The 22300-nt window shown below is 51.3% G+C and carries 22 protein-coding genes, 3 tRNA genes and 1 riboswitch; of the genes, 20 read left to right on the top strand and 5 right to left on the bottom strand.

Annotated features, from left to right (window positions below):
- Positions 1 to 143: 143 nt before the first annotated feature.
- The 9 genes from guaB to QMG93_RS23215 all read left to right on the top strand — a co-directional run bounded on the left by guaB (position 144) and on the right by QMG93_RS23215 (position 7201).
- On the top strand, positions 144 to 1601 hold the full coding sequence (gene guaB, locus QMG93_RS23175) for an IMP dehydrogenase (RefSeq protein WP_281940720.1): 1458 nt from the start codon (positions 144 to 146) through the stop codon (positions 1599 to 1601).
- Between the two features lie 130 nt (positions 1602 to 1731).
- Entirely contained in the window at positions 1732 to 3024 is a 1293-nt protein-coding gene (locus tag QMG93_RS23180) for a D-alanyl-D-alanine carboxypeptidase family protein (protein WP_413789323.1), read from the top strand.
- A gap of 120 nt (positions 3025 to 3144) precedes the next feature.
- Positions 3145 to 4026: a pyridoxal 5'-phosphate synthase lyase subunit PdxS gene (pdxS, locus tag QMG93_RS23185; protein WP_036682696.1), complete on the top strand. Its 882-nt coding sequence runs from the start codon at positions 3145 to 3147 to the stop codon at positions 4024 to 4026.
- 40 nt (positions 4027 to 4066) lie between these two features.
- Complete coding sequence (gene pdxT, locus QMG93_RS23190; RefSeq protein WP_281940726.1) at positions 4067 to 4657, top strand: pyridoxal 5'-phosphate synthase glutaminase subunit PdxT; 591 nt, start codon at positions 4067 to 4069, stop codon at positions 4655 to 4657.
- Entirely contained in the window at positions 4651 to 5931 is a 1281-nt protein-coding gene (serS, locus tag QMG93_RS23195; protein ID WP_281940728.1) for a serine--tRNA ligase, read from the top strand. The genes pdxT and serS overlap by 7 nt, the downstream gene beginning before the upstream one ends.
- 47 nt (positions 5932 to 5978) lie before the next feature.
- A tRNA-Ser gene (locus QMG93_RS23200) sits at positions 5979 to 6068 on the top strand.
- A 425-nt stretch (positions 6069 to 6493) separates the two neighbouring features.
- A complete protein-coding gene (locus tag QMG93_RS23205; protein WP_281940730.1) occupies positions 6494 to 6841 on the top strand; it encodes a hypothetical protein in 348 nt (115 codons plus the stop codon).
- Between the two features lie 19 nt (positions 6842 to 6860).
- On the top strand, positions 6861 to 7040 hold the full coding sequence (locus tag QMG93_RS23210) for a hypothetical protein (protein WP_281940731.1): 180 nt from the start codon (positions 6861 to 6863) through the stop codon (positions 7038 to 7040).
- A 17-nt stretch (positions 7041 to 7057) separates the two neighbouring features.
- The gene (locus tag QMG93_RS23215; protein WP_010500477.1) at positions 7058 to 7201 is read left to right on the top strand and encodes a small acid-soluble spore protein P; all 144 of its coding nucleotides are present in this window, start codon (positions 7058 to 7060) and stop codon (positions 7199 to 7201) included.
- Between the two features lie 210 nt (positions 7202 to 7411).
- Here the strand turns inward: QMG93_RS23215 and QMG93_RS23220 are convergent, their stop codons facing one another.
- Positions 7412 to 7660: a hypothetical protein gene (locus QMG93_RS23220; protein WP_281940734.1), complete on the bottom strand. Its 249-nt coding sequence runs from the start codon at positions 7658 to 7660 to the stop codon at positions 7412 to 7414.
- Between the two features lie 55 nt (positions 7661 to 7715).
- Between QMG93_RS23220 and map the strand changes: the two genes are divergently transcribed.
- Positions 7716 to 8459 carry a type I methionyl aminopeptidase gene (gene map / locus QMG93_RS23225; RefSeq protein WP_281940736.1) on the top strand — a complete coding sequence of 248 codons (744 nt, stop codon included), beginning with the start codon at positions 7716 to 7718 and terminating at the stop codon, positions 8457 to 8459.
- 337 nt (positions 8460 to 8796) lie between these two features.
- On the opposite strand, the gene QMG93_RS23230 is transcribed toward map, so the two are convergent.
- A tRNA-Arg gene (locus tag QMG93_RS23230) sits at positions 8797 to 8869 on the bottom strand.
- A 190-nt stretch (positions 8870 to 9059) separates the two neighbouring features.
- Between QMG93_RS23230 and QMG93_RS23235 the strand changes: the two genes are divergently transcribed.
- From QMG93_RS23235 to QMG93_RS23250, 4 genes are all read left to right on the top strand, one after another.
- Positions 9060 to 11843 carry a discoidin domain-containing protein gene (locus tag QMG93_RS23235; protein WP_281940738.1) on the top strand — a complete coding sequence of 928 codons (2784 nt, stop codon included), beginning with the start codon at positions 9060 to 9062 and terminating at the stop codon, positions 11841 to 11843.
- Between the two features lie 174 nt (positions 11844 to 12017).
- A complete protein-coding gene (locus QMG93_RS23240; RefSeq protein ID WP_281940740.1) occupies positions 12018 to 12626 on the top strand; it encodes an RNA polymerase sigma factor in 609 nt (202 codons plus the stop codon).
- The gene (locus tag QMG93_RS23245) at positions 12623 to 13135 is read left to right on the top strand and encodes an anti-sigma factor family protein (RefSeq protein WP_281940742.1); all 513 of its coding nucleotides are present in this window, start codon (positions 12623 to 12625) and stop codon (positions 13133 to 13135) included. The genes QMG93_RS23240 and QMG93_RS23245 overlap by 4 nt, the downstream gene beginning before the upstream one ends.
- The gene (locus QMG93_RS23250; RefSeq protein ID WP_281940744.1) at positions 13132 to 14265 is read left to right on the top strand and encodes a hypothetical protein; all 1134 of its coding nucleotides are present in this window, start codon (positions 13132 to 13134) and stop codon (positions 14263 to 14265) included. Before QMG93_RS23245 ends, QMG93_RS23250 begins: the two co-directional genes overlap by 4 nt.
- Positions 14266 to 14448: 183 nt before the next feature.
- Here QMG93_RS23250 and QMG93_RS23255 read toward each other — a convergent pair whose 3' ends face one another.
- Positions 14449 to 14931, bottom strand: a complete 483-nt coding sequence (locus tag QMG93_RS23255) for a GNAT family N-acetyltransferase (RefSeq protein ID WP_281940746.1) — start codon at positions 14929 to 14931, stop codon at positions 14449 to 14451.
- Between the two features lie 290 nt (positions 14932 to 15221).
- On the opposite strand from QMG93_RS23255, the gene QMG93_RS23260 reads away from it, so the two are divergent.
- The 5 genes from QMG93_RS23260 (at position 15222) to QMG93_RS23280 (ending at position 20369) form a co-directional block, all read left to right on the top strand.
- Positions 15222 to 15839 carry a glycerol-3-phosphate responsive antiterminator gene (locus QMG93_RS23260; protein ID WP_281940748.1) on the top strand — a complete coding sequence of 206 codons (618 nt, stop codon included), beginning with the start codon at positions 15222 to 15224 and terminating at the stop codon, positions 15837 to 15839.
- Positions 15839 to 16765 carry a carbohydrate ABC transporter permease gene (locus QMG93_RS23265; protein WP_281940884.1) on the top strand — a complete coding sequence of 309 codons (927 nt, stop codon included), beginning with the start codon at positions 15839 to 15841 and terminating at the stop codon, positions 16763 to 16765. The genes QMG93_RS23260 and QMG93_RS23265 overlap by 1 nt, the downstream gene beginning before the upstream one ends.
- Entirely contained in the window at positions 16762 to 17589 is an 828-nt protein-coding gene (locus QMG93_RS23270) for a carbohydrate ABC transporter permease (protein ID WP_281940749.1), read from the top strand. The genes QMG93_RS23265 and QMG93_RS23270 overlap by 4 nt, the downstream gene beginning before the upstream one ends.
- A gap of 40 nt (positions 17590 to 17629) precedes the next feature.
- A complete protein-coding gene (locus QMG93_RS23275; protein ID WP_281940750.1) occupies positions 17630 to 19027 on the top strand; it encodes an ABC transporter substrate-binding protein in 1398 nt (465 codons plus the stop codon).
- Between the two features lie 139 nt (positions 19028 to 19166).
- Positions 19167 to 20369 carry a winged helix-turn-helix domain-containing protein gene (locus tag QMG93_RS23280; protein ID WP_281940751.1) on the top strand — a complete coding sequence of 401 codons (1203 nt, stop codon included), beginning with the start codon at positions 19167 to 19169 and terminating at the stop codon, positions 20367 to 20369.
- Between the two features lie 43 nt (positions 20370 to 20412).
- On the opposite strand, the gene QMG93_RS23285 is transcribed toward QMG93_RS23280, so the two are convergent.
- A tRNA-Pro gene (locus tag QMG93_RS23285) sits at positions 20413 to 20486 on the bottom strand.
- A gap of 115 nt (positions 20487 to 20601) precedes the next feature.
- Positions 20602 to 21075, bottom strand: coding sequence for a tRNA adenosine(34) deaminase TadA (gene tadA, locus QMG93_RS23290; RefSeq protein WP_281940753.1), 474 nt, complete (start codon positions 21073 to 21075; stop codon positions 20602 to 20604).
- A gap of 347 nt (positions 21076 to 21422) precedes the next feature.
- A riboswitch (cyclic di-GMP riboswitch) is annotated at positions 21423 to 21511 on the top strand.
- Between the two features lie 98 nt (positions 21512 to 21609).
- On the opposite strand from tadA, the gene QMG93_RS23295 reads away from it, so the two are divergent.
- Positions 21610 to 22293, top strand: a complete 684-nt coding sequence (locus QMG93_RS23295) for a flagellar brake protein (RefSeq protein WP_281940754.1) — start codon at positions 21610 to 21612, stop codon at positions 22291 to 22293.
- Positions 22294 to 22300: the final 7 nt, after the last annotated feature.

Consider the following 22300-nt stretch of genomic DNA (forward strand, 5'->3'; position numbering starts at 1 on the left):
TATGGAAATTGGCATACTAAATACAAATTGCCATGGAAACTTCATGACTTTTTGCTTGACACTAAAAATGGGCTTTTGATAAGATTGCTATTAATATCTTGCGGCATGTACAGCATGTAATTAAAATAAGGAGGATTATTTTTGTGTGGGAGACTAAGTTTGCCAAAGAAGGTTTGACATTTGACGATGTATTGCTGGTACCGAGAAAATCGGATGTGTTCGGTAAGGAAATCGACATATCGACGAAATTGACAAACCAGATCAATCTGAACATTCCTTTTGTAAGCTCGGCCATGGATACGGTAACGGAATCGGCTTTGGCAATCGCTATCGCTCGAGAAGGCGGAATCGGGGTCATCCACAAGAATATGACGATTGCGCAGCAAGCGGAGGAAGTGGATCGCGTAAAGCGTTCGGAAAGCGGCGTAATCACTAATCCGTTCTCCCTTACTCCGGAGCATCATGTCTACGATGCCGAAGCGCTGATGGCGAAATATCGGATTTCCGGCGTACCGATTTGCGATGAGAACAACAAGCTTGTCGGTATTTTAACAAACCGGGATCTGCGCTTCGTTCATGATTATTCGATCAAAATTAAAGAAGTCATGACGAAAGAAAATCTCGTCACGGCTCCTGTCGGTACGACGCTTCAACAAGCGGAAGGCATTCTGCAGCAGCATAAGATCGAGAAGCTTCCTCTGGTCGACGAGAACGGGATTCTTAAGGGCCTGATTACGATCAAGGATATCGAGAAAGCCATTCAGTTCCCGAACTCGGCAAAAGACAAGCATGGCCGCCTGCTGGCAGGTGCTGCGGTAGGCGTATCCAAGGATGTTATGGAACGTACGGCGGCATTGGTTGAAGCCGGTGCGGATCTGATCGTCGTTGACTCGGCGCACGGACACCATATCAATATTATTAATACCGTTCGTAAAATTCGCGAGCAGTACCCTGACCTGCCAATTTGCGCGGGCAATGTGGCGACTGGCGAAGCGACGAGAGATCTGATCGAGGCCGGAGCAAGCATTGTGAAGGTCGGAATCGGACCAGGCTCCATTTGTACGACGCGGGTTATCGCAGGTATTGGCGTACCGCAAATTACGGCGATTTACGATTGTGCGACGGTTGCGCGCCAGTACAATGTACCGATCATTGCTGACGGTGGTATTAAATATTCTGGCGATGTGGTCAAAGCGATCGCAGCTGGCGCGAGCGCCGTCATGATGGGCAGCTTATTCGCCGGTACGGAAGAGAGCCCGGGCGAATCGGAAATTTTCCAAGGCCGCCGCTATAAGGTTTATCGGGGAATGGGATCGATTGGTGCTATGAAAGAAGGCAGCAAAGACCGCTATTTCCAAGAGAACGAAAGCAAGCTTGTACCGGAAGGTATCGAGGGCCGGGTTGCTTACAAAGGACCGTTGGCCGATACGCTTTATCAGCTGGTTGGCGGATTGCGTTCCGGGATGGGCTACTGCGGGGCTAAAGATATCTCAGCGCTTGTCAATGATACATCCTTTATCCGCATCACTGGGGCGGGCCTTCGGGAAAGCCATCCGCATGACGTCCAAATAACAAAAGAAGCACCGAACTATTCGTTGTAGTCCTACGAACGGGTCGTGCAGCAGAGAACGGAAGCCTGGGGCTTCCGTTTTGCTTTTGTAAAGCGAAAGAGGCTTGTGGTACAATTAAACGTACGTATTTTTTATAAAATTTTTTTTAGGAGTGAGTTGGTTGTTTTTTAAAGTAAAACGCATTTGTTCGATTGTAGCTGCCACTCTTTTGCTGAATGCCACTCTTGTTCTGGTACAATCCGCTTCTGTATTTGCGGCGGACGCCCCGGTAGATTTGAAGCTCAATGTCAGATCTGCGATTCTTATGGAAGCGAGTACCGGGCAAGTCTTATATGAAATGAATGCAGACGAAGCTTACCCTCCCGCCAGTATGTCGAAGATGATGACCGAATATTTGGTGATGGAAGCTATTAAAAGCGGAAAGCTTAGTTCGACGGAAATGGTGAATACAACCCAAAATGCGGCGGATGTCATCGGTTCGGGCGGTCTGCTGGCTTTGAATGAACAAGCGACGGTAGATGACATGTTTGCCGCGATGTCGATTTATTCGGCCAATGACGCATCGGTGGCTTTAGCAGAGAAAATTGCCGGAGACGAGGAAAATTTTGCCAACTTAATGAACACCAAGGCTAAAGAATTCGGACTTTCGGACAAGGCTCATTTTATTAACGCAACCGGCTTGCCAAGAGCGGATATGGGGAAATATGCGCCTACCGGAATTCAAGGCGAGACGATGCTGACGGCTAGAGATGCCGCTATTATCGCCTATAATATCATCAAGGATCATAAGGAAGTATTGAAATACACGGCGACTCCGTCCAGAAAGTTCCGCGAGAAGGACAAATCTCCGATGATTAACTGGAACTGGATGCTGGAAGGGAACAAGGATAACGTTAACTTCAAGAAGTACGCTTATCAGGGACTGGATGGGCTAAAAACAGGTAGCACCAACGAAGCTAAGTATTGCTTCACAGGTACGGCCGAACGCAACGGAATGCGGTTAATCAGTGTCGTTATGGGGGCACCGAAGGAGCCGGACCGCTTTAATGAAACGCGCAAAGTGCTGGATTATGGCTTTAACAATTTTGAATTCGTACCGGTGCTGAATGCGAAGCAGGAAATAAAAGAGCTGAAAACAGTCAATATTAAAAAAGGCGTGGCTACGGAGGTTCCCGTCGTTACGCAATCGGAGCTTAAAGTTATCGCGAAAAAAGGCACACCGAAAGAGCAATTTCAAATCACGGCCGAGCCCCTGACAGATGAGAGCAAGCTTGTGGCACCAATCGAGCAAGGGCAAGTGCTTGGAACGGCAAAAGTGACGTATGGCGGCAAAGAATATCCGGTCAATCTCGTCGCTTCGGAGAAAGCCGAAAAGGGAAGTTGGTTCCGGTTGTTTTTCCGGGCGGTTAAAGACTTCTTCGTCGATCTGTTCAGCGGCGCCAAAAAGGGATAAAAACAAGGTAAACGGGTTGTTAATTTGAAGCGCTTGCTGTAAAATAATTGTTTAGTAGTTTGTCCTAATTTCAAGTGGATAGAAGTAATATTAACGATATGTTCCCAGGAGGAATCGGATATGGAAACAGGTACATCCCGCGTTAAAAAAGGTATGGCTGAAATGCAAAAAGGCGGCGTCATTATGGACGTCATGAGCGCAGAGCAAGCGCGTATTGCTGAAGCTGCGGGCGCTTCTGCCGTTATGGCTTTGGAAAGAGTTCCTTCGGATATTCGCGCGGCTGGCGGCGTTGCCCGGATGGCCGACCCTACCATTGTGGAAGAAGTCATGAAAGTTGTTTCCATTCCGGTTATGGCCAAGGCACGTATCGGACATTTTGTTGAAGCAAAAGTACTCGAATCGATGGGCGTGGATTACATCGACGAGAGCGAAGTATTGACTCCTGCCGATGAAGTATTTCACATCAACAAAAGAGAATTTACGGTTCCTTTCGTGTGTGGCGCTAGAGACCTCGGCGAGGCGCTTCGCCGGATCGGGGAAGGCGCATCGATGATCCGTACGAAGGGCGAGCCGGGAACGGGCAATATTGTCGAGGCTGTTCGTCATATGCGTATGATCACCGGCCAAATTCGCAAAATCCAAAGCTTGTCGAAGGACGAGCTGATGGCAGAAGCCAAAAACTTGGGCGCTCCTTACGAGCTGCTGCTGCAAGTGCACGAAACCGGAAAATTGCCGGTCGTCAACTTTGCTGCCGGCGGTGTAGCGACTCCAGCAGACGCCGCGCTCATGATGCATTTGGGCTCCGATGGCGTATTTGTAGGCTCGGGTATTTTCAAATCGGAAAATCCGGAGAAGTTCGCGAAAGCGATCGTTGAGGCAACAACGCATTATACGGATTATGAGCTGATTGCCAATATTTCGAAAAACCTCGGTACGCCGATGAAGGGGATCGAAATTTCCAAGCTGCATGTATCCGAACGGATGCAGGAGCGCGGCTGGTAAGCCGGCTGGAGCTTGTTTCTCGGGAAGAAGGTATAGAGGGATGAACATAGGTGTTTTGGCGCTGCAGGGCGCCGTAGTCGAGCATATCCGCATGATCGAAAAAGCCGGTGGCACCGGCGTCGCGGTGAAGCGGACGGAGCAATTGGCGGAGATCGACGGAATCATTATTCCGGGTGGCGAGAGCACGACGATCGGCAAGCTAATGCGAACCTATCAATTCATAGATGCCCTACGCGAGTTTTCGCGGCAGGGCAAGCCGCTTTTCGGCACATGTGCAGGACTGATTGTGCTCGCAAAGCATATTGCAGGGCAGGAAGAGGCTCACCTTGGGCTGATGGATATTCAGGTTGCGCGCAATGCTTTTGGCCGGCAGCGGGAAAGCTTTGAAACGGACTTGGATATTAAGGGCATCGATCACGATGTGCGTGCGGTATTCATCCGTGCGCCTCTGATCGAACAGGTAGGCGAAGGCGTGGACGTGTTGGCGACGTACCGTGACCAGATCGTTGCAGCCCGTCAAGGGCACCTGCTGGCTGCGTCGTTTCATCCGGAGCTGACCGACGATGAACGGATGCATGCTTATTTTTTGGACATGGTACGTGAGACGAAGCAGGAGGGATCTCCTTGTTAGATATAAAATTGCTGCGAGCGGATTTGGACAAGGTAAAACAAGGAATGGCTAACCGAGGCAAAAACCTCGAAGAGCTGGACCGTTTTACTAGTCTGGATTTGAAGCGCAGAGAGCTTTTGCAAGAAACGGAGCAATTGAAAAACCGCAGAAACGTCGTTTCGCAAGAAGTGGCGCAGCTGAAAAAGGCGAAAGAAAACGCCGATCACTTGATCGAAGAGATGAAGGTTGTCGGCGATCGTATCAAGTCGCTGGATGAGGAAATCCGCGGTCTGGAAGGTGAGCTGGATGCCATCCTTCTGGCGATTCCGAATATGCCGCAAACGGACGTGCCGGTAGGCGGTTCGGAAGAGAATAACGTGGAAATTCGCCGGGTTGGCGAGGTGCCGTCTTTTTCTTTCGAGCCGAAGCCTCACTGGGAAACGGCGCAAGAGCTGGATATTTTGGATTTTGAGTCGGCGGCGAAGGTTACGGGCTCCCGGTTTGTGTTCTACAAAGGGCTTGGGGCGCGTCTGGAGCGGGCTCTGATCAACTTTATGATGGACCTGCATGCGGACGAGCACGGGTATACGGAGATGCTTCCTCCTTACCTCGTAAACCGCGACAGCCTCACGGGTACCGGGCAGCTGCCGAAGTTCGCAGAAGATGTGTTTAAAATCGAAGGTTCGGACTATTTCATGATTCCGACCGCCGAAGTGCCGGTGACGAATTACCATCGGGACGACATTTTGGCTTTGGAGGATCTACCGAAATATTTCGTGGCGTTCAGCGCTTGTTTCCGTTCCGAAGCCGGTTCGGCCGGGCGCGACACTCGCGGACTCATTCGTCAGCATCAATTCAACAAGGTAGAGCTCGTGAAAATGGTTCTGCCGGAGCAATCCAACGAGGAGCTCGAGAAGCTGACTGGCGAGGCGGAAAAGGTACTGCAGCTCCTGAAGCTTCCTTACCGCGTTATGGCGCTTTGTACGGGCGATTTGGGCTTCTCCTCGTCGAAGACGTATGATCTGGAAGTATGGCTGCCTAGCAGCAACACGTACCGTGAAATTTCGTCGTGTAGCAACTTCGAAGATTTCCAGGCGCGCCGTGCGAACATCCGCTTCCGCCGCGATGCGAAAGCGAAGCCGGAATTCGTTCATACCCTGAACGGATCGGGTCTGGCGCTGGGCCGGACGGTCGCGGCGATTCTCGAAAATTATCAGCAGGAAGACGGCAGCGTGTTGATTCCGGAAGTGTTGCAGCCTTATATGGGGAATGTTACACGGATCAGCAAGAAATAGAGCTTGATAAAGCTTTTTGATTTATGATACAATGCTTGGTGTCACCCGGAGAGGTGGTCGAGTGGTTTAAGGCAGCGGTCTTGAAAACCGCCGTGTTCGTGAGGGCACCGTGGGTTCGAATCCCACCCTCTCCGCCATACATACAAAGTATGCGACCCCAAATAAGGGGTCGTTTTTTGTATAGGGGAGCAAGCAGGTGGGATGAGAACCGGAGGTTCGTCGGAGCCTAAGCTTCGGTAGGAATACATCGCAGTCGGCCACGAAGTGGCCGCATCCCACCCTCTCCGCCATACATACAAAGTATACGACCCCAAATAAGGGGTCGTTTTTTGTATAGGGGAGCAAGCAGGTGGGATGAGAACCGGAGGTTCGTCGGAGCCTAAGCTTCGATAGGGCTACATCGCAGTCGGCCACGAAGTGGGCGTATCCCACCCTCTCCGCTATACATACAAGTTGCGACCCCAAATGAGGGGGCGTTTTTTTGATGGCTTTTTTTACTGCTTCGTCCTTGGTATAGGAAGGTCACGGACTTCGCATGTTAACAACCATGGAGGTGTGACTTATGAGTAAAAAGGACAGCTTGCAAGTGGACAACCAACGTTTGGCGGAAGCTTGGGCGAGAACGATGCCGACCGTCCTAAACGCCTCGGACCGTGCGGAAGTGAAGGCCGATGAAGCGGAACCAAACGTTATCCGGGTTCATATCGCGACAGCTGGACGTAGCAATTACAGCTTCGATTTTAAGTGTACGTATGTCGATTCGCGGGAAGTGCAGGTGGAGTTGGTCGACGTAGAGAGGGAAGGGACGGCTGTCGACGAGCGGACCGACGTCATTCAAACGCTTGTGGACGATTACGTAAGGCATATCCACGAATGTGCCCAGCAGCTTCATGCTTTTACGCATAGCTAAAACGGAGGAAGGTCAAGTCATGACTCAAAACAAAAGCAGCGTCGATAAAAATTTGCAAAATGTCGTGAAAGATTTGGACAAAAAGACGGTAACCAGCCATCAAGCTCAACAAGTGCAGCAGCAAACCAACGATCATCGGCACCAGGATGCCTTAAACCACAATAAACCGCCTCATGAGCCGATGTCCGATATCGACTGAAGGGAGAAGGTCTCACGATGCCTAAAGATATTCCACAGCCTGTCAACCCTCCTAGCGGCCGGCACAACCGGGAAGAGAGCCGTCAGCCGAACGTTCCCTTGTCCGGTTCGAAAAAAGTAAAAAATCAAAACCATAGCCGTCAAAATAACGGCGAAGGGTAATACAAATAAGCCTCTTACTTTTTGTAAGAGGCTGTCGTTTTTATATTACGTGGTTATAGATTGTTTTTTTCTCTCTCCACCCTAAGAAAGCATTCATTCAATAACAAGTGAGCCATCTCTTCGTTATCTGCATATCCGTATAACGAAGACCCGCCTGCTATCGCATCACATACATCGTCCAACATGGTACAAATGGAAATGGAGTATTCATCATAAATGATGTAATAGCAGCTGTTTGCCGGCATCATGTCCACCTCGATTTTGTGATTGAAACCTTATTTTACCATAGAGTGCACCAAAAGAGAATGCATTTTTTGCGTGATATAAATCACCTTTTGCGTCATAATGCACAAGTCCTTGCGTGGGTTTGTAATCGAAAAGAGCTTTTCTTGACCTGAGTGGCAGGACACGGGGAATCGTCGTAAAATAGTTTGAAACCGACTGTTGCCTGCCATGCATCGGGATTCCTCCACGTTGCACGCAATCAATGATCGTCGGAGGGGGGAGTGGTCTGATGATTCATTTGAAAACGCCGCAAGAAATTGCTTTAATGGCCAAAGCTGGAGCCGTTTTAGCCAAATGCCATCAAGAAATCACCAAGATGGTTCGTCCCGGGCTGACGACGCTTGAAATCAATGATTTTGCCGAACGGTTCATAAATGAGCATGGTGCAAAACAAGTGACCAAGGGCTACAAAGGATATCCGTTCGCCACCTGCGCTTCCGTGAACGATGTTATTGCCCACGGCTTTCCCAGCGAAGAGCCGCTGCAGGAGGGGGATATTTTAAAGATGGATATTGTCTGCAGCTACGATGGGTGGATGGCCGACTCTTGCCGTACGTATGCCGTCGGAAAAATATCGGAGGAAGCGGAGCGGTTGGTGCGCGTCACGAAGGAGTGTCTGGATCTGTCCATCCCCAAAGCTATTGTCGGCAATCGAATCGGGGACGTCATGCATGTGGTGCAGCAGCACGCTCAGCAGGCGGGCTTTTCCATCGTTCGCGATTTGGTCGGACACGGCATCGGCCGCGAAATGCACGAAGAGCCTTCCTTTGCGCATGTCGGTAAGCCGGGACGCGGATTTTTGCTGCAGGAGGGCATGGTGATCACGATCGAGCCGATGATCAACGCTGGGAAGCATGAAATGTTTATCGACTTCGACGGCTGGACCGCCAGAACGTACGACGGTAGCTTGTCGGCGCAATTTGAACATACGATTGCCATTACCAGCGACGGCCCGCTCATTTTAACCGAATGAAGAACAAGAGCCTGCGGCACGAAACGAAATCGTACTGCGGGCTCTTGGCCGTTAATCATGCTTGCTCGTTTGGTTGATTTTTCGGCGTTTCAGAGACATCCGTCCGTTTCGAAGAGCCCAATTCGCCGGTGGCGTCTGGTTTGACATCATTAATCGCTTCGTTGTTGAAAATGTAAATCTCTTCATCCGAATCGTTCCTGCTGACCATAGGCGTCACCTCAACGCTAGTATGGCATGAGGAACGTTTTTTAATGCACGCCTGCACGGGCATAAAAAAACAGAGGTTCTTTTCAGGGCCTCTGTTTTTGCTGTCGTCGGATCTTACATAAGTATTCTACGTCCCCGAGAGGACTCGAACCTCTATCGGTCCTTTAGGAGAGGACTGCTCTATCCTGTTGAGCTACGGGGACTCAATTGAAGCAATACTCATTATACCATACCGCGCAAAGGGAATAAAGTCGATCTCCGTTGACGGACTGCAGGATGAAACGAAAAAATATACAGGTCGAGCATAAATTAGCACATTCCACACGAGGAAAAGTTTGGTATGGTTTTCTTGCAAGCGTTTTCCAAAATTCATTGAAATCGGAGGTATGCATTATGGCTTGGCGCAAGTGGATAGGTTTCCCCCTTTCTTTTATCTTAGCCGTAACGCTTGGAATGCCGGCTATGAAAACGGAGGCGTCAGAACAGCCTGTCAATCTGGTACGGAATAAGCCGGTCCAAACAAGCTCGCAAGCAAGCTCCACCGGACCGGGGACAGCCGCCGTCGACGGCGATGCCTCGACGTTCTGGCAGCCCCTGGCGAAAGACCGGGAGGATATGAATGTGTGGATCTCGGCGGATTTGGGGAAGGCGGAAACGTTCAATACATTTACAGTATCGTTTCGGAGTGTGGACATGGTGTCGGCTGTAAGTGCACTTGTGTCGTCGGACGGTACGACTTGGCAAGAAGTTGCGTCCAAGAAAGGCAATTTGACCGTACAGGATAAAATCCGGTTTAAGGATACCTCCGCACGGTACGTGAAGCTGGATATTACGCTTAGCAAGAACAGCAATGTCAATTTGTTCGAATGGGGCGTTTACCGGGAGACTGGGGACGGCCCGGGACCGAATCCGGAGGAACCTGTTGTTCCGTCGGACTTGGCAAGCGTTTACTTCGATAAGGGGAACGGGCAGCCTTATGCCGTAAACGAAGCGATTGAGCTGAAAAAGGGCGAGTCGAGAACACTGTCGCTGAGCTTGAAAGGAAAGCGAAAGAACGGCGATATCGTCGATTTGTCCAAGTATAACAAAACGCTAAAAACGAATACGAAGTTCATCACGGTGGAGCAGAACGGAACCGTTACGGCGCTTCAGGCCGGAGCGAGCACGGTGTATACGGAAGTAGAGGTCACCAAGGACCTGACGCTGACTACTCCGGATATTTGGATCTTGGTCAAAGATCCGAACGAGTTTTTGGCGGAAGCCTTGATTGCGAATACTTCACTTGTTCACCCTCGTATGAAGACGGAGATCGGCCAGCCAGCGGTACTTCAGCCCGGTGACGATTTTCCGGCCGTGTCGGTGCAGGCAAATGTGAAGCTGGACGTGAGCGGGAGAGTGGTCCGAAACGGTCAGCCTGTTGCAGTTATTCCGAAAGTAGCTGTGAACAAGTCGGAAACGAAGAACGTCACGCTCCTGTTCAAAGCTAATCAATCCGGGAGCTACGAAATCCGGTTGACGCTGCAAAGAGAAGGTCTGCCTCCGGCCTATGACGTGTTCTATTTTACGGTGATGGATTCGGCTGCGATTCCGGAAGGGCAGAGCAGCATTGCGTATACGGGACCTGACGGGAAGCTTGTGTATGTCCCGGACTATAAAGGCAACCGGGTGATCGATTTCTCGAACGCCGGGTATATGGGTGGCGGGGTCCAACTTCCGGATGTACAGGCCCGGGTAACCGTCGAGCCGGGAGAAGGCGACGCTACGGCGCGAATCCAGCAAGCGATCGATCAGGTGTCCCAAATGCCGATCGGGCCCGACGGCTTCCGCGGAGCGGTACTGCTGAAGAAGGGACGCTACGAGATCGAAGGCACGCTGTACGTACGAACGAGCGGCGTCGTGCTGCGTGGGGAAGGGCAGGACGAAGGAGGTACGCTCCTGTTCGGCTCGGGGAACAAACCGCGCAATCTGATCGAAATCGGCTCCTCCAAAGGGCCGGTCATCGATAACGCCTCCATGACGGACGTTACGGACCTGTATGTCCCTTCCGGGGCGAGAACGTTTCACGTGAAAGACGCCAGCGCCTATAAAGTAGGCGATAAAGTGATCGTGCGCCGGATCGGCAATGCCCGTTTTATTACCGAAATCGGCATGGATTATATTTATAAACGGCCGGGAGGCACCGTGAGTCAATGGGGGCCGTTTAACCTTGATTTTGACCGCGTCATTACCGGCATTAACGGCAATGAAATTACGGTGGACGCGCCGCTGGCGAACAGCATCGAGCTTCGTTGGGGCGGCGGACAGCTCTATAAATACAATGACGACGAGCGGATCGAAAAGGTCGGCGTGGAGAAGATGCGGGTGGATTCGGCTTTTGATCCGTCCGTCATCGATACGGCCATGGATAACGGCAAGACCGATCCGTATTATGCCGATGAGAAGCATACCGAGCGCTTTGTCATGATGAACAGCGTGAAAAATGCCTGGGTCCGGGACGTGACCGGATACCACTTGGCCTATGCTTTGGTGCAAATGGGCCGCAACGCAAAATGGGTAACCGTACAGGACTCCAAAGTGTTCGATATGGTCAGTATTATTACAGGCGGACGACGTTATGCCTACTACATTCAAGGGCAGCAAAATTTGGTGCAGCGCACGTATGCGGAGACGGCAAGGCATGGCTATGTGGTGGACAGCCGCGTGCAGGGGCCTAACGTATTTCTCGAAGGCGAGAGCCGGATCGACTACAACACAAGCGAGCCGCATCATCGCTGGTCCGTCGGCGGTCTGTTCGACAATATCAAATCCCCGATCATGATACGGGACAGAGGTTGGCTGGGAAGCGGCCACGGCTGGGCAGGTGCGAACTATGTGACATGGAATACCGAAGGCAAGCTGACGAGCCAGCAACCGCCGACGGCCCAAAACTATGCGATCGGCCATGTCGGAGAGAAGGTTCCCGGATTTTTGCCGGATACGGATTACGATACAAGGCCGCGCAAGGACGCTTACTGGGAGTTGCATGGGCGCCACGTGACGCCGCTCAGCCTATACAAGCAGCAATTGAAAGAGCGCTTGGGCGAGCAAGCTTTGCAAAATATCGCTTACCGCCCGGTAGGAGGAGGTTCGCTGGATACGCCGATCCTGCAGCAATCGGGCCCATCTCAAAGCAATTAGTACGAATGGAGCCGAGGAACGTCTCAAGCCGCAGCGGGCTGATATGCTGCATTTAATGATTCATATCAGGTTACAGGAGCCGGGCGTTGTCCGGCTCTTATTTTGTTTTCCATTGTTCTTGTTAGGGGTGACCGTTACAATAAAAAGATATTTTTTTTAAGTTTCAAAAAAATAATGCAGGGTTTGATTAGCCCCGGTTCGTCTATTCGCAGAGAAGGGAGGGGGAGAACGATTACAGAAGAAGCATGGATTGCGCGCATTGTATCGGGCGACGCGGATGCTTTCCGTGAACTGGTGGACAAATACGGAAATTATTTGTTCCAAGCGGTCTACGGGGTATTGCGTTCGACGAAAGATGCAGAAGACGTCACGCAGGAAGCGCTGCTGAAAATATATGCGTCTCTCCCCCAGTACCGGTACCAAGGATTCAAAACTTGGCTCACGCGAATCGCCGTCAATAAAGCGATCGATTTCAAACGGTCGCAGAATCGCAAGAAAGAAGAGTTAACGGATGACTGGGAGGAACACACGCTTCCCGAACCGCTCCAGAGCAGTTCCGTAGAGACGCAGGTCATTCGACGCGAGAGAAGTACGTACGTTCGTGAACGTCTGGATCATCTTCCGGAAAATTACCGTGATGTCGTGGTCGCCTTTTATATCGAGGAAAAAAGCTATCAACAGATCGCCGAAGAGCAGCAGGTCGCGATCAAAACGGTGGAATCGAAGCTGTACCGGGCAAAGCAATATATGCGGAAGGTTTGGAAGGAGGAGGAATGGGAATGAATCAACACAGGCCGCTGAACATTTGGATGCAGTATGTGAACGATGCGTTGCCGCCGGAGGAGAGGGAGCGCTGTGAGGCCCATCTGGACGGCTGCGACGCCTGCTTGGAGCTGTACATGGAGTGTATAGGGCAAATGGCAGACAGCCTGCCGGCACTACCGGATACGGATGTTTTTGCCGCTGCGGTCATGCAGCGTTGGACGGAAGAGCAGCCGCTGGCTTCCGAGGCCGAAGATACTCCGGCGATCCCACTGGCAGAGAGCAAACGACGTATCCCCTGGACGCAGAGTCCCTTCTTCCATTATGCTGTTGCTGCGGCCATCACGCTGCTCTTAATGAGCACCGGCGTGTTCCACTCGCTCATGGGCCATCCGGAGCCCGGCCGCATGTCCTATTCCGCGTCCGATCAGACGGAAGCCTACGTTCCGTTTTCCGAAATCTTACTGGAGAAAACGATCGGCTTGCTCGATTCCATTCAACCGAAACATGAAAGAGGAGGTACCCGATGAACACATATAAAAGTCCGGTGGCGGCGTTTCTGCTGTCGTTCATTCCCGGACTAGGCCATTTGTATATGGGACGCGCATTCCGGGGGTTGGTATACGGGTTTGCATTTTTTGGCTTGCTGCTGCTGACCTTCATTCTCGGTACGCAATACGGAGGGCGCGACGCGTTCTTCATTTTGTTAATTGCCCTTGCAATTGCCGTCGTAAACGTTCTCGATATGGTGTTCTTTCTGCTCACCCGGGGCGGACGTCCTCCAGCTTATCGGCAATCCCACATCGCGCAAGACCAGCCCTATGGACCTGCAGATGGAAGTTACCGGTCTTGGTCGCATGAGGCCGCGGCTCCGATGAACGACCGGTTTCGCACCATTGTGCTTTCTTTCGTTCCAGGGCTTGGCCATCTCCACCTCGGGTTAATGCAGCGCGGGCTCGGCTTTATGGTCTTGTTCTTCGGACTGACGGTGATGATCTTCTTCCTCAGCGTCATTACGCACCGCGACGTATTTCTGGTATTCCTCGGCGCGCTGCCGGTCATTTGGCTGTACTGTATGTTCGACTGCGTGCAGCAGTATGGACGAAAGGAGCGGGGAGAGGTCCTGACGGACCGGACGATCTTTGAAGAATTTCAAGAGAGCCGGGAGTCGGGCAAGAAGAATAAAACGCTGGCTACGCTGCTCTCGATTTTCCCCGGGGCGGGGCATATGTACTTGGGCCTGCAGAAGCGCGGCCTGCAGCTCATGGCGGCCTTTCTGTTCTGCATCTATATCATGGATGTAATGCGGCTGTCGCTGTTCATGTTCCTGATTCCGATCCTATGGTTTTTCAGCTTCTTCGACGCACTTCAGATGGTGTCTAAGGTCGGCCGTGAGGAATTAAGGGATGTACCGGTTGTCGGCTGGCTGCTGCACCATCAGCGGTGGCTCGGGTACGGATTGCTTGCGCTGGGGGCGTACTATTTGCTAGATCGCGTGCTGTTGAGTACGCTGGATATTTGGCTTTCCGAAAAACTGCAGCGGCAGGTCATGCTATGGTTCGACCAGTATTTCCAGACGTTCGTCATCTCGGTGCTGCTGATTGGCGGGGGCATCCGGCTTCTGCTTGGAAATAAAAAGGGCAGAGGGGGTCGTTCATGAGACCATGGCGCGCAGGTACGTTGAGCCGCTTATTTTTCTCGGGGGTGTGCTGGCAGCAGCCTAGTCCTGGCAGAGAGGGCTTCCGTTCCGACTATCCAAAAGTGGACCGTGTATTCACGGTCCACTTAGCATCCAATCAGCGGCCATCTCTCCGAAAGCTGATAAGGAGAGGGCCGCTGTTTTTTACGGCAACGACCGAAAGGTTTGAACGGGTCCTTCCCAATCGTCTCTCGTCATTTCCTGATAGCTGCCCTTCGTATACTCGTCAATGATCCGTCTCCAGAACGTCTGGGCCGGCTCGTTCTCCTCCATTTGCGCTACTTCCCATTGACCCGGAAACCGGTTAAACAAATCAAAGGCCATCTCCCGTCCGACGCCGTGCCGGCGGTATTTTTTCATGACGAAAAATTCAGCGACCGAATACACCGGTTCATCCGACCCAATTTCCCGAATCAAGGCAAAACCGGCCAGTTTCCCGTCCACATGAACGAGGAAAGGATGTCTTCCTTCCTCCGTCCAATAATGATCCAGATACGGATATTCGAATAGGCCGTGTTCGTTCACATCTTCCGGATCGAATTCGGTAAAATCGTATTTATACAGCTCCAGCAAATTTCGCACGACAGATTTTTGCTCCGCAGCGGCTTTTGAAACGACTATTTCCATTTTGACTCTCCTTTTCCACAACCATGAAGCTCTCGTTTTTATTATAAATGAAACGGTACGGAAAGTACGAGTATAGCGATTTTCTCTTGCCGCCGATGCCTGCGTTAACAATATCTTTAGACCGGGTTAAACTTGCTCTAACATACGAGGGGTATGCTGTAACCGAACAAGTAAATAAATCCGATAGGTTGGAGTCACATGGAGAAACCTTAATTAGATTTTTTCCCGAAGCTGCGGGTTGAAAAAGTCTATTTAAGGTTTTTTTGTGTCAGAAAGGCGGGCTGAAGGGTATGCGGGATCTGGATTTTTTGGAAAGATTGCGTAGAAACCGGATGATTGCATCGGTTAAGGAGCACAAGACGCTGGAGAAGGCTGCAAAGGCCAAGGTCGGCGCGGTGGTGCTTTCGATCGGCAACATCGGCAACATTAAAAGCTTTGTAGACTTGTACAAAAAGAACAGGATTCCCGTATTTCTTCACGTTGAACGGCTCGGAGGACTAAGTCAGGATAGTGAAGGGATGGCTTTTCTGGCCACCTGCGTCAAGCCTGACGGCATTGTGACGACGAGGAATCAGCTGATCAAGCTCGCCAAGAAGGAGGGCCTGCTTACGATTCAGCGGGTGTTTTTATTCGATAGCGATTCGGTCAAATCGGGCCTCAAATCGGTGCAGGAAACTCAGCCAAATGCGATTGAGATCATGCCTGCGCTGCTGCCGGAATACATCGCTATGTACCGGCAGGAGACGAATATCCCGATTATTGCGGGTGGCTTAATCCAAACCCGGGAGCAAATCAAGGAGGCGCTGCAAAGCGGGGCGGTAGCCGTGTCGATGGGGATGCATGAACTGTGGAGGGAGTCCATCGGAGAAGTGCTGCCGGACGGCGCCCCGGGAGGGGAGGAATCTTGATGAATCCGGACGCTTCTTACGCTTCCAAGCCGACGTTTAAAGAAGCCGCTCGCAAGCAGACCGGCAGCAAAATCGGGCGGATGCTGAAGCCCTATTTGTTTATTTTGCCCTGTGTCGTATTGGTGCTTCTCTTCAACTACTACCCTTTTGTCAAAACGATGGTTTTGGGCTTTACGCTGGTGGACATGCTCGGCAATCCGGTGGAGTTCGTTGGGTTGGAAAACTTTGTCGAAGCATTCCAGGATGAGCGGCTGCTCCGCGCATTGCTGAATACGCTGCAATTCACTATTCTGACAGTCCCCGCTACGCTGTTGATCACGCTGACCTTGGCGCTGCTGGCGGAGAAGGCTAGGAAAGGCAGCCGAATCTATCAAGTGATGTTCGCCTTGCCGATGGCCGTCTCCATGTCGTCGGCGGTCATGATCTTCCAACTGCTCATGAATCCGACAATCGGGATGTTTAACTATATTACCGGACTTGGCTTAAACTGGTTCGGCGATGAAAAATATGCGCTAACGGGCATTGCGATCATCTCGGTGTGGATGAGCATCGGGTTCAGCTTCTTGTTTTTGCTAGCCGCCCTTAGGAACGTCCCGCAGGAGCTGCTGGAATCGGCCGAAATGGAAGGAAGCAGCTACATGCAGAAGCTCATTCGAATCAAGCTGCCGCTTATCTCGCCGACGTTGTTTTTTCTGCTGTGTACCGACTTGATCGGCTCCTTGCTGGTGTTCGGTCCCGTATCGATTCTGACCAAAGGCGGGCCGCTGGGCGCCACGGAGACGATGGTGTACTGGATGTACACGGAAGCCTTCGAGAAGGGCAAGTACGGATACGGAAGCGCCATCGCCGTCATCATTTTCTTCATCGTCATGATCTTTACGCTGATCACCTTCGCGTACGAGAAGAAAGGGGTGCATTACACATGATGGCAACGAAGCGGCTGTACGATTGGGGAGTGCTTGTAATCTCTATGCTGGCGGGTCTGGTCGTCATTTTCCCGCTCATTTATTGCATCGGAGTCAGCTTGATGAGTCCTTCCGATCTCGGCTCCTATCCGCCCAAGCTGTTTCCCAGCACGTTATTTTTGGATAATTACAAAACGGTATTTACCTCGACGCCGATTTTCACGTTTATGTGGAACTCGTTCCTGATCGCGGTTATCGGCACAATCGGGCGGTTGATTACGAGCAGCTTGGCGGCGTATGCCTTTGCGTTTATGGAGTTCCGGTGGAAGAAAGGATGGTTCTTGCTGATCCTCGGAACGATGATGATCCCGGGGGACATGCTCATTATTACCAACTATATTACGGTCGCCCAGATGGGGCTGATCAATACATACGGCGGCGTCATGATCGTCATGCTGGTGGCTGCGGTGTTCATGTTTATGCTGCGGCAGCACTTCATGACCGTGCCGAGGGATTACAGAGATGCGGCGTTTGTGGACGGCTGCGGCGATATGCGGTTTTTTGCGCAAATTTTGCTGCCGATGTCCGTGCCTGTCTTATCTTCGATCACGATTACATCGTTTATCGGTCTTTGGAATACATACCTGTGGCCGCTGCTGGTGACGAACTCGGAACAGATGAGAACCGTGCAGGTTGGCATTACGATGCTGCAATTCCCGGAAGGGATGGTGTACGGACCGATTATGGCCGGTGTAACCGTGATCCTCATTCCATCGGTCCTGGTCTTCGTCTTCTTCCAGAAACAGCTCGTCTTCGGCGTAACGTCAGGCGGCTTAAAAGGATAAAGGATTCGCAATCTAGCCACTACCCAAGGAGGATAACCAAATGAAAAAGCCTATGATCACCCTAGTCAGCGTATTGACAGCTCTTAATGTATTGACCGCATGCGGAGGCGGCGCGAATCCGAGCGCCAAGGCGACACCCGACAGCAGCGCAGTTCCGTCGACGACGAGTACAGGCCCGGTGAACCTGACCTTCTGGCACGCGATGGGCGGCGCCAACGAGGAGGTCGTCAAGAAAGTGGCGCAGACCTTCAACGATACGGTCGGCAAGGAGAAAGGCATCGTTATTACGCCTGTCTTTCAAGGCAGCTACGGCGATTTGATGAAAAAAGTAAGAGCCGCGGTGCAGGCCAAGGATGTCAAAAACTTGCCGGATATCGTGCAGTCTCCCGCTTCGGAAACGGCCTACATGAAGGACATCCCTTATGTGGTTCCGGCGCAGACGTTGGCCGACCAAGATACTTCTTTTCGCATAGCGGATCTGGAGCCGAATGTCGTGGCCTCCTTCAGCTACAATGGCAAGCTCATCGGCGTGCCGTTTGCCAACTCTACCATTCTGCTGTACTATAACAAAAATTTGTTTAAGGAAGCGGGTTTGAATCCCGAGCAGCCTCCGGCGACGATCGACGAGCTGGGGCAGTTTGCCGCCAAGCTGACGAAGAAGAACGGTACGCAGACCAGCCAGTGGGGCTTTTCCGGAACGCCGGACTTGTATCATCTGTCCAGCTGGATCGGCATGCAGGGCGGATATATCGGGAATAACAAAAACGGCCGCTCCAATACGATGACCGCCGTGGAGTTCGACTCGAACGGGACGATGAAGAAATTTATGACGGAGTGGAAAAAAGCGGTCGGAAACGGCGGAATCCAGACGGGAACGGAGACGAATCAGAACGAAGAATTCGCCGCAGGAAAGCTTGCCATGTTCGTGAATTCGACGGCCGGGCTCAAAGGCGTGCTGAACGCCGTCGGCGGGAAGTTCGAAGTAGGAACGGCGTTCCTTCCGAAAGTGGATGCGGGCGATAAGGGCGGCGTTGCTGTCGGAGGCTCCGCATTATACACGATGGACCGCGGCGACAAAGCCAAGATCGATGCGGCCAGAGAATATATGAAATACAGTACGTCTGCGGAAACCCAGTTCGTATGGCATTCCGGGACGGGCTATTTTCCGGTCAATTTGAAGACGTACGATCTCCCGAATATGAAAGCGCATCTGGACAAAAATCCGCTGTTTAAGACGGCTATCAACCAGTTGCATGCTTCTTCGCCGGATACGCAAGAGCCGATGAATGCGGTATCGAGCGAAATCAGCACCGCGATGAAAGAAGAAATTTTGGGTTACGTCACCGACAAGAAGGACATCGATAAGGCCATCGCCAGCATGGTTGTCCGAATCAACAAGGCGTTGGCGGATTATAACCGGGCCAATGGGAAAAATTAAAGAGTAGCGCGACAGAGCTTTGAAGCCGGGTGGGATGCCTGGCCAAAGCTCTTTTTGTTCAGTCTAAGAAAATGGCTTGCCAGTTTGGAACAAAGTGGAATATAATATAGGAACATAAGTTCGTTATTTGTAATTCGAGGTGAAACGATTGACCCCTATTCTGCTAACCAAGTCGCAAGCCAGAAAGTTTTTATTATATTACCACGGACTGCACGGCGATTTTCAATTTGCCGGTCCGGAGGGAGTCGTTTCTTATATCCGCCGTGTGGGGTGCATCCAGTTCGACCCTCTCAATGTGGTCGGGATGAATCCGGAGCTTGTGCTTCAGAGCCGAATCAAGGATTTCAATCGCAGCATGCTCCGGGATCTGTTATATAACGAACGGCAGCTGATTGATTACTGGGATAAAAATATGGCCATCTTCCCCATAGAGGATTGGCCTTATTTCACGAAATTTCGAAATAAATATCGAGCTTGGTGCGCTGCCCGTCAAAGCACAGTGGACAAAATATACGAAGAGATCAAGGACCGGGGCGCTCTTTGCTCCGGAGATCTTAATCTTGATGAAAAAATCGACTGGGGATGGGGACCGACCAGACTAGCCCGGGCCGCATTGGAAGGGATGAATTACGCGGGACTTCTCGTGATTCATCATAAGGTCAACACTCGCAAATATTATGATTTGGCAGAGAGACATCTTGCAGAAGAACTATATTGCGCACAGGAACCGTTCAAGTCTGACGAGCAATACTATGATTGGAACGTGCTTCGTCGTATCGGAAGTATTGGCATGCTGTGGAACCGGCCCAGCGACGGCTGGCTTGGCATTAGCGGCATGAAGAGCCCGCAGCGAAACGGAGCTTTTGATAGATTGTCGAGTGGAAATAGAATCGTTAAAATCCATGTGGAAGATCTGGAGCATCCCCTGTATATCCGAAGTACGGACTTGGAGCTTCTGAACAAAGCTTTTTCGGAAAATCCGGCCATGGAACGGTCAAGTATACTTGCTCCTCTGGATAATATGTTATGGGACCGCAATCTGATTCAAGCGCTATTTGATTTCGAATACCGGTGGGAAGTTTATAAGCCGGCCGCGGAACGGAAATTCGGATACTATGTGCTGCCGGTCCTTTATGGCGATCGAATCGTAGCCCGATTCGAGCCTCAACAGCACAAAAGCGGCGCCCCGCTTGCCATAAAAAATTGGTGGTGGGAAGATTCCGGTTCCATAACGATTCCGATGAAAGAGAGCATACTCGATTGTCTCGAACGATTTGCGGCGTATCTTGGAACGACTTTTCATAAAAAAGACGTAGCGCATATTTTTCGTAAAAGAAAATAAAAAAAATTGCGGTCTCATGACCGCAATTCTTGTCTTAAAAGTATCGAGACGACAGGATTTGAACCTGCGACCTCTTGGTCCCGAACCAAGCGCTCTACCAAGCTGAGCCACGTCTCGTCGGTGTGCCTAAGCACGAAGCTTTTTTATTCTACCATTGTCCTAAGAAAATGTAAAGAGGACGGCCTCTTTTTTACCGCCTCAAATTGTGGCAGCTTGAAGTAGAAGCCGGCGTTTACTCTTTTCCCCGCAGCTTGCGGAAAAACTGTGTCAGCATCGTTCCGCATTCCTGCTGCATCACCCCGCCGATCACTTCGACCCGATGATTGAACCGGTCTTCTTGAAGCAGGTTCATCAGCGTGCCTGCGCAGCCGGCCTTGGGGTCCGGTGTACCGAAGACGACTTGGCTGATTCGGGCTTGCACGATCGCACCCGCGCACATCGGACAAGGCTCCAATGTAACATAGAGCCGGCAGTTCAGCAGACGCCAGGCATCCAGATGCTCGCTCGCCTGCTTAATCGCGATCAGCTCGGCATGCGCCAGCGGGTCCCGCGTCGTTTCACGGACATTGTGGCCGCGGCCGATGATCTCGTCGCCGAGCACGACGACCGCCCCGATCGGGACTTCGCGTATTGCTTCCGCTTTCTGCGCTTCTTCGATCGCGGCTTTCATAAAAGGCAAATGTTCTTCCCATAATGCTGCGGACAAACCGGACACCTCGATTATCGTAAGTGCACAATGTGTTCTCGAACAAGTATTCGTTGTTAACACGCTGTGGATAAGATTGTGGATAAAAAGCACTATTTTCAATTCATTGTAGATAATTCGAGTCGAAATAGCAAGGAATAAAACGAATTTTGCAGTTATCCACAGGTTGTTGAAGATGTGAATAGCAAAGTTATCCCCATTGTGAATTATTAAGAAAAAATGAATTTTGGCGATATCATTGAACGATGATGATGGGATCGGTATACTAAATATAGTATCGATTAGGCAAATTGTCCTATAATTGATTGTTTTTACATATACGATAATGATAATAAAGTATTGCAACCATTCGTTCATGGCAAACCTGCCGAAAGGCAGCGACGCAAAGCTTAGGGTCTAAGGTCCGCATACGGACTACGACAGCCTGGCCGCCGAAAAGATGCGGAATTCGCCGGCTGTTTCTTCTGTTACGGGGGAGGCGGCCTTTTTTGCGCCAAGGACATCACTTAAAAATCAAGGATGGTGACGTAGCGGATGAACACACCGGCTGTTTCCCGCAATTTTAACAATTCCAAAGAAAGACACCGCAGCTCCGGCACGGTTATGCTGAACAGCCGCATTGTAGTGGAGAAAGAGAAATTTGTGTCCACCGGGACATTGACGTACGTCGAAGGGGATATTCTTGAAATCGAAATGTCGGAGTACAAGGCGTTCGAATTGGGGGATGCGGTCAAGCTGACGATTTATTCGCCGGGCGGTTTTTACCCTTTCGAGTCGACGGTCGTTGCCAAGGATCAGGGCGTGGTCATGGTCCTCATTCCGCCCCAGCATCAGAACCGGTTCGCAGAAAAGCGCGAGCATCCCCGGGTCCATGTGAATCAAAAGGGCGCTCTCGTTTCGTACCGCAACGAGGACGGTTCCTGGCAGGTACCGGAGGGGCAGATTCCGCTTACCGTTAAAAACATCAGTCTCAGCGGGATCGGTTTTATCATAGAAGAGCCCGTCGAGTTGGACCGGGACGCACTGGTACAGCTGCATCTCGACCTTGGCTTCTCTATGCACTGCCGTGCGGAAATTATACGGACGGAGCCGGTGGAGTTCGGCTGCTATTACGGGGCCCATTTCGACGAGCTGGCCGCGGATAAAGCCAATTCGCTGCGCGCATTCATCCTGAAAAAGCAGGTCGAGACGCATTTTGCGCAGAAACGGGAAGAGTAAAAAAAGG

Source organism: Paenibacillus tyrphae, assembly GCF_027925525.1.
Taxonomy (GTDB): Bacteria; Bacillota; Bacilli; order Paenibacillales; family NBRC-103111; genus Paenibacillus_G; species Paenibacillus_G tyrfis_B.

Coding starts and splice junctions, on each gene's coding strand:
- pdxT (WP_281940726.1), top strand. CDS start 4,067: ATGAACATAGGTGTTTTGGCGCTGCAGGGCGCCGTAGTCGAGCATATC.
- QMG93_RS23270 (WP_281940749.1), top strand. CDS start 16,762: ATGATGGCAACGAAGCGGCTGTACGATTGGGGAGTGCTTGTAATCTCT.
- QMG93_RS23260 (WP_281940748.1), top strand. CDS start 15,222: ATGCGGGATCTGGATTTTTTGGAAAGATTGCGTAGAAACCGGATGATT.
- pdxS (WP_036682696.1), top strand. CDS start 3,145: ATGGAAACAGGTACATCCCGCGTTAAAAAAGGTATGGCTGAAATGCAA.
- QMG93_RS23245 (WP_281940742.1), top strand. CDS start 12,623: ATGAATCAACACAGGCCGCTGAACATTTGGATGCAGTATGTGAACGAT.
- QMG93_RS23240 (WP_281940740.1), top strand. CDS start 12,018: ATGCAGGGTTTGATTAGCCCCGGTTCGTCTATTCGCAGAGAAGGGAGG.
- QMG93_RS23220 (WP_281940734.1), bottom strand. CDS start 7,660: ATGCATGGCAGGCAACAGTCGGTTTCAAACTATTTTACGACGATTCCC.
- QMG93_RS23295 (WP_281940754.1), top strand. CDS start 21,610: ATGAACACACCGGCTGTTTCCCGCAATTTTAACAATTCCAAAGAAAGA.
- QMG93_RS23265 (WP_281940884.1), top strand. CDS start 15,839: ATGAATCCGGACGCTTCTTACGCTTCCAAGCCGACGTTTAAAGAAGCC.
- QMG93_RS23275 (WP_281940750.1), top strand. CDS start 17,630: ATGAAAAAGCCTATGATCACCCTAGTCAGCGTATTGACAGCTCTTAAT.
- QMG93_RS23255 (WP_281940746.1), bottom strand. CDS start 14,931: ATGGAAATAGTCGTTTCAAAAGCCGCTGCGGAGCAAAAATCTGTCGTG.
- QMG93_RS23250 (WP_281940744.1), top strand. CDS start 13,132: ATGAACACATATAAAAGTCCGGTGGCGGCGTTTCTGCTGTCGTTCATT.
- QMG93_RS23210 (WP_281940731.1), top strand. CDS start 6,861: ATGACTCAAAACAAAAGCAGCGTCGATAAAAATTTGCAAAATGTCGTG.
- QMG93_RS23205 (WP_281940730.1), top strand. CDS start 6,494: ATGAGTAAAAAGGACAGCTTGCAAGTGGACAACCAACGTTTGGCGGAA.
- QMG93_RS23235 (WP_281940738.1), top strand. CDS start 9,060: ATGGCTTGGCGCAAGTGGATAGGTTTCCCCCTTTCTTTTATCTTAGCC.
- QMG93_RS23215 (WP_010500477.1), top strand. CDS start 7,058: ATGCCTAAAGATATTCCACAGCCTGTCAACCCTCCTAGCGGCCGGCAC.
- map (WP_281940736.1), top strand. CDS start 7,716: ATGATTCATTTGAAAACGCCGCAAGAAATTGCTTTAATGGCCAAAGCT.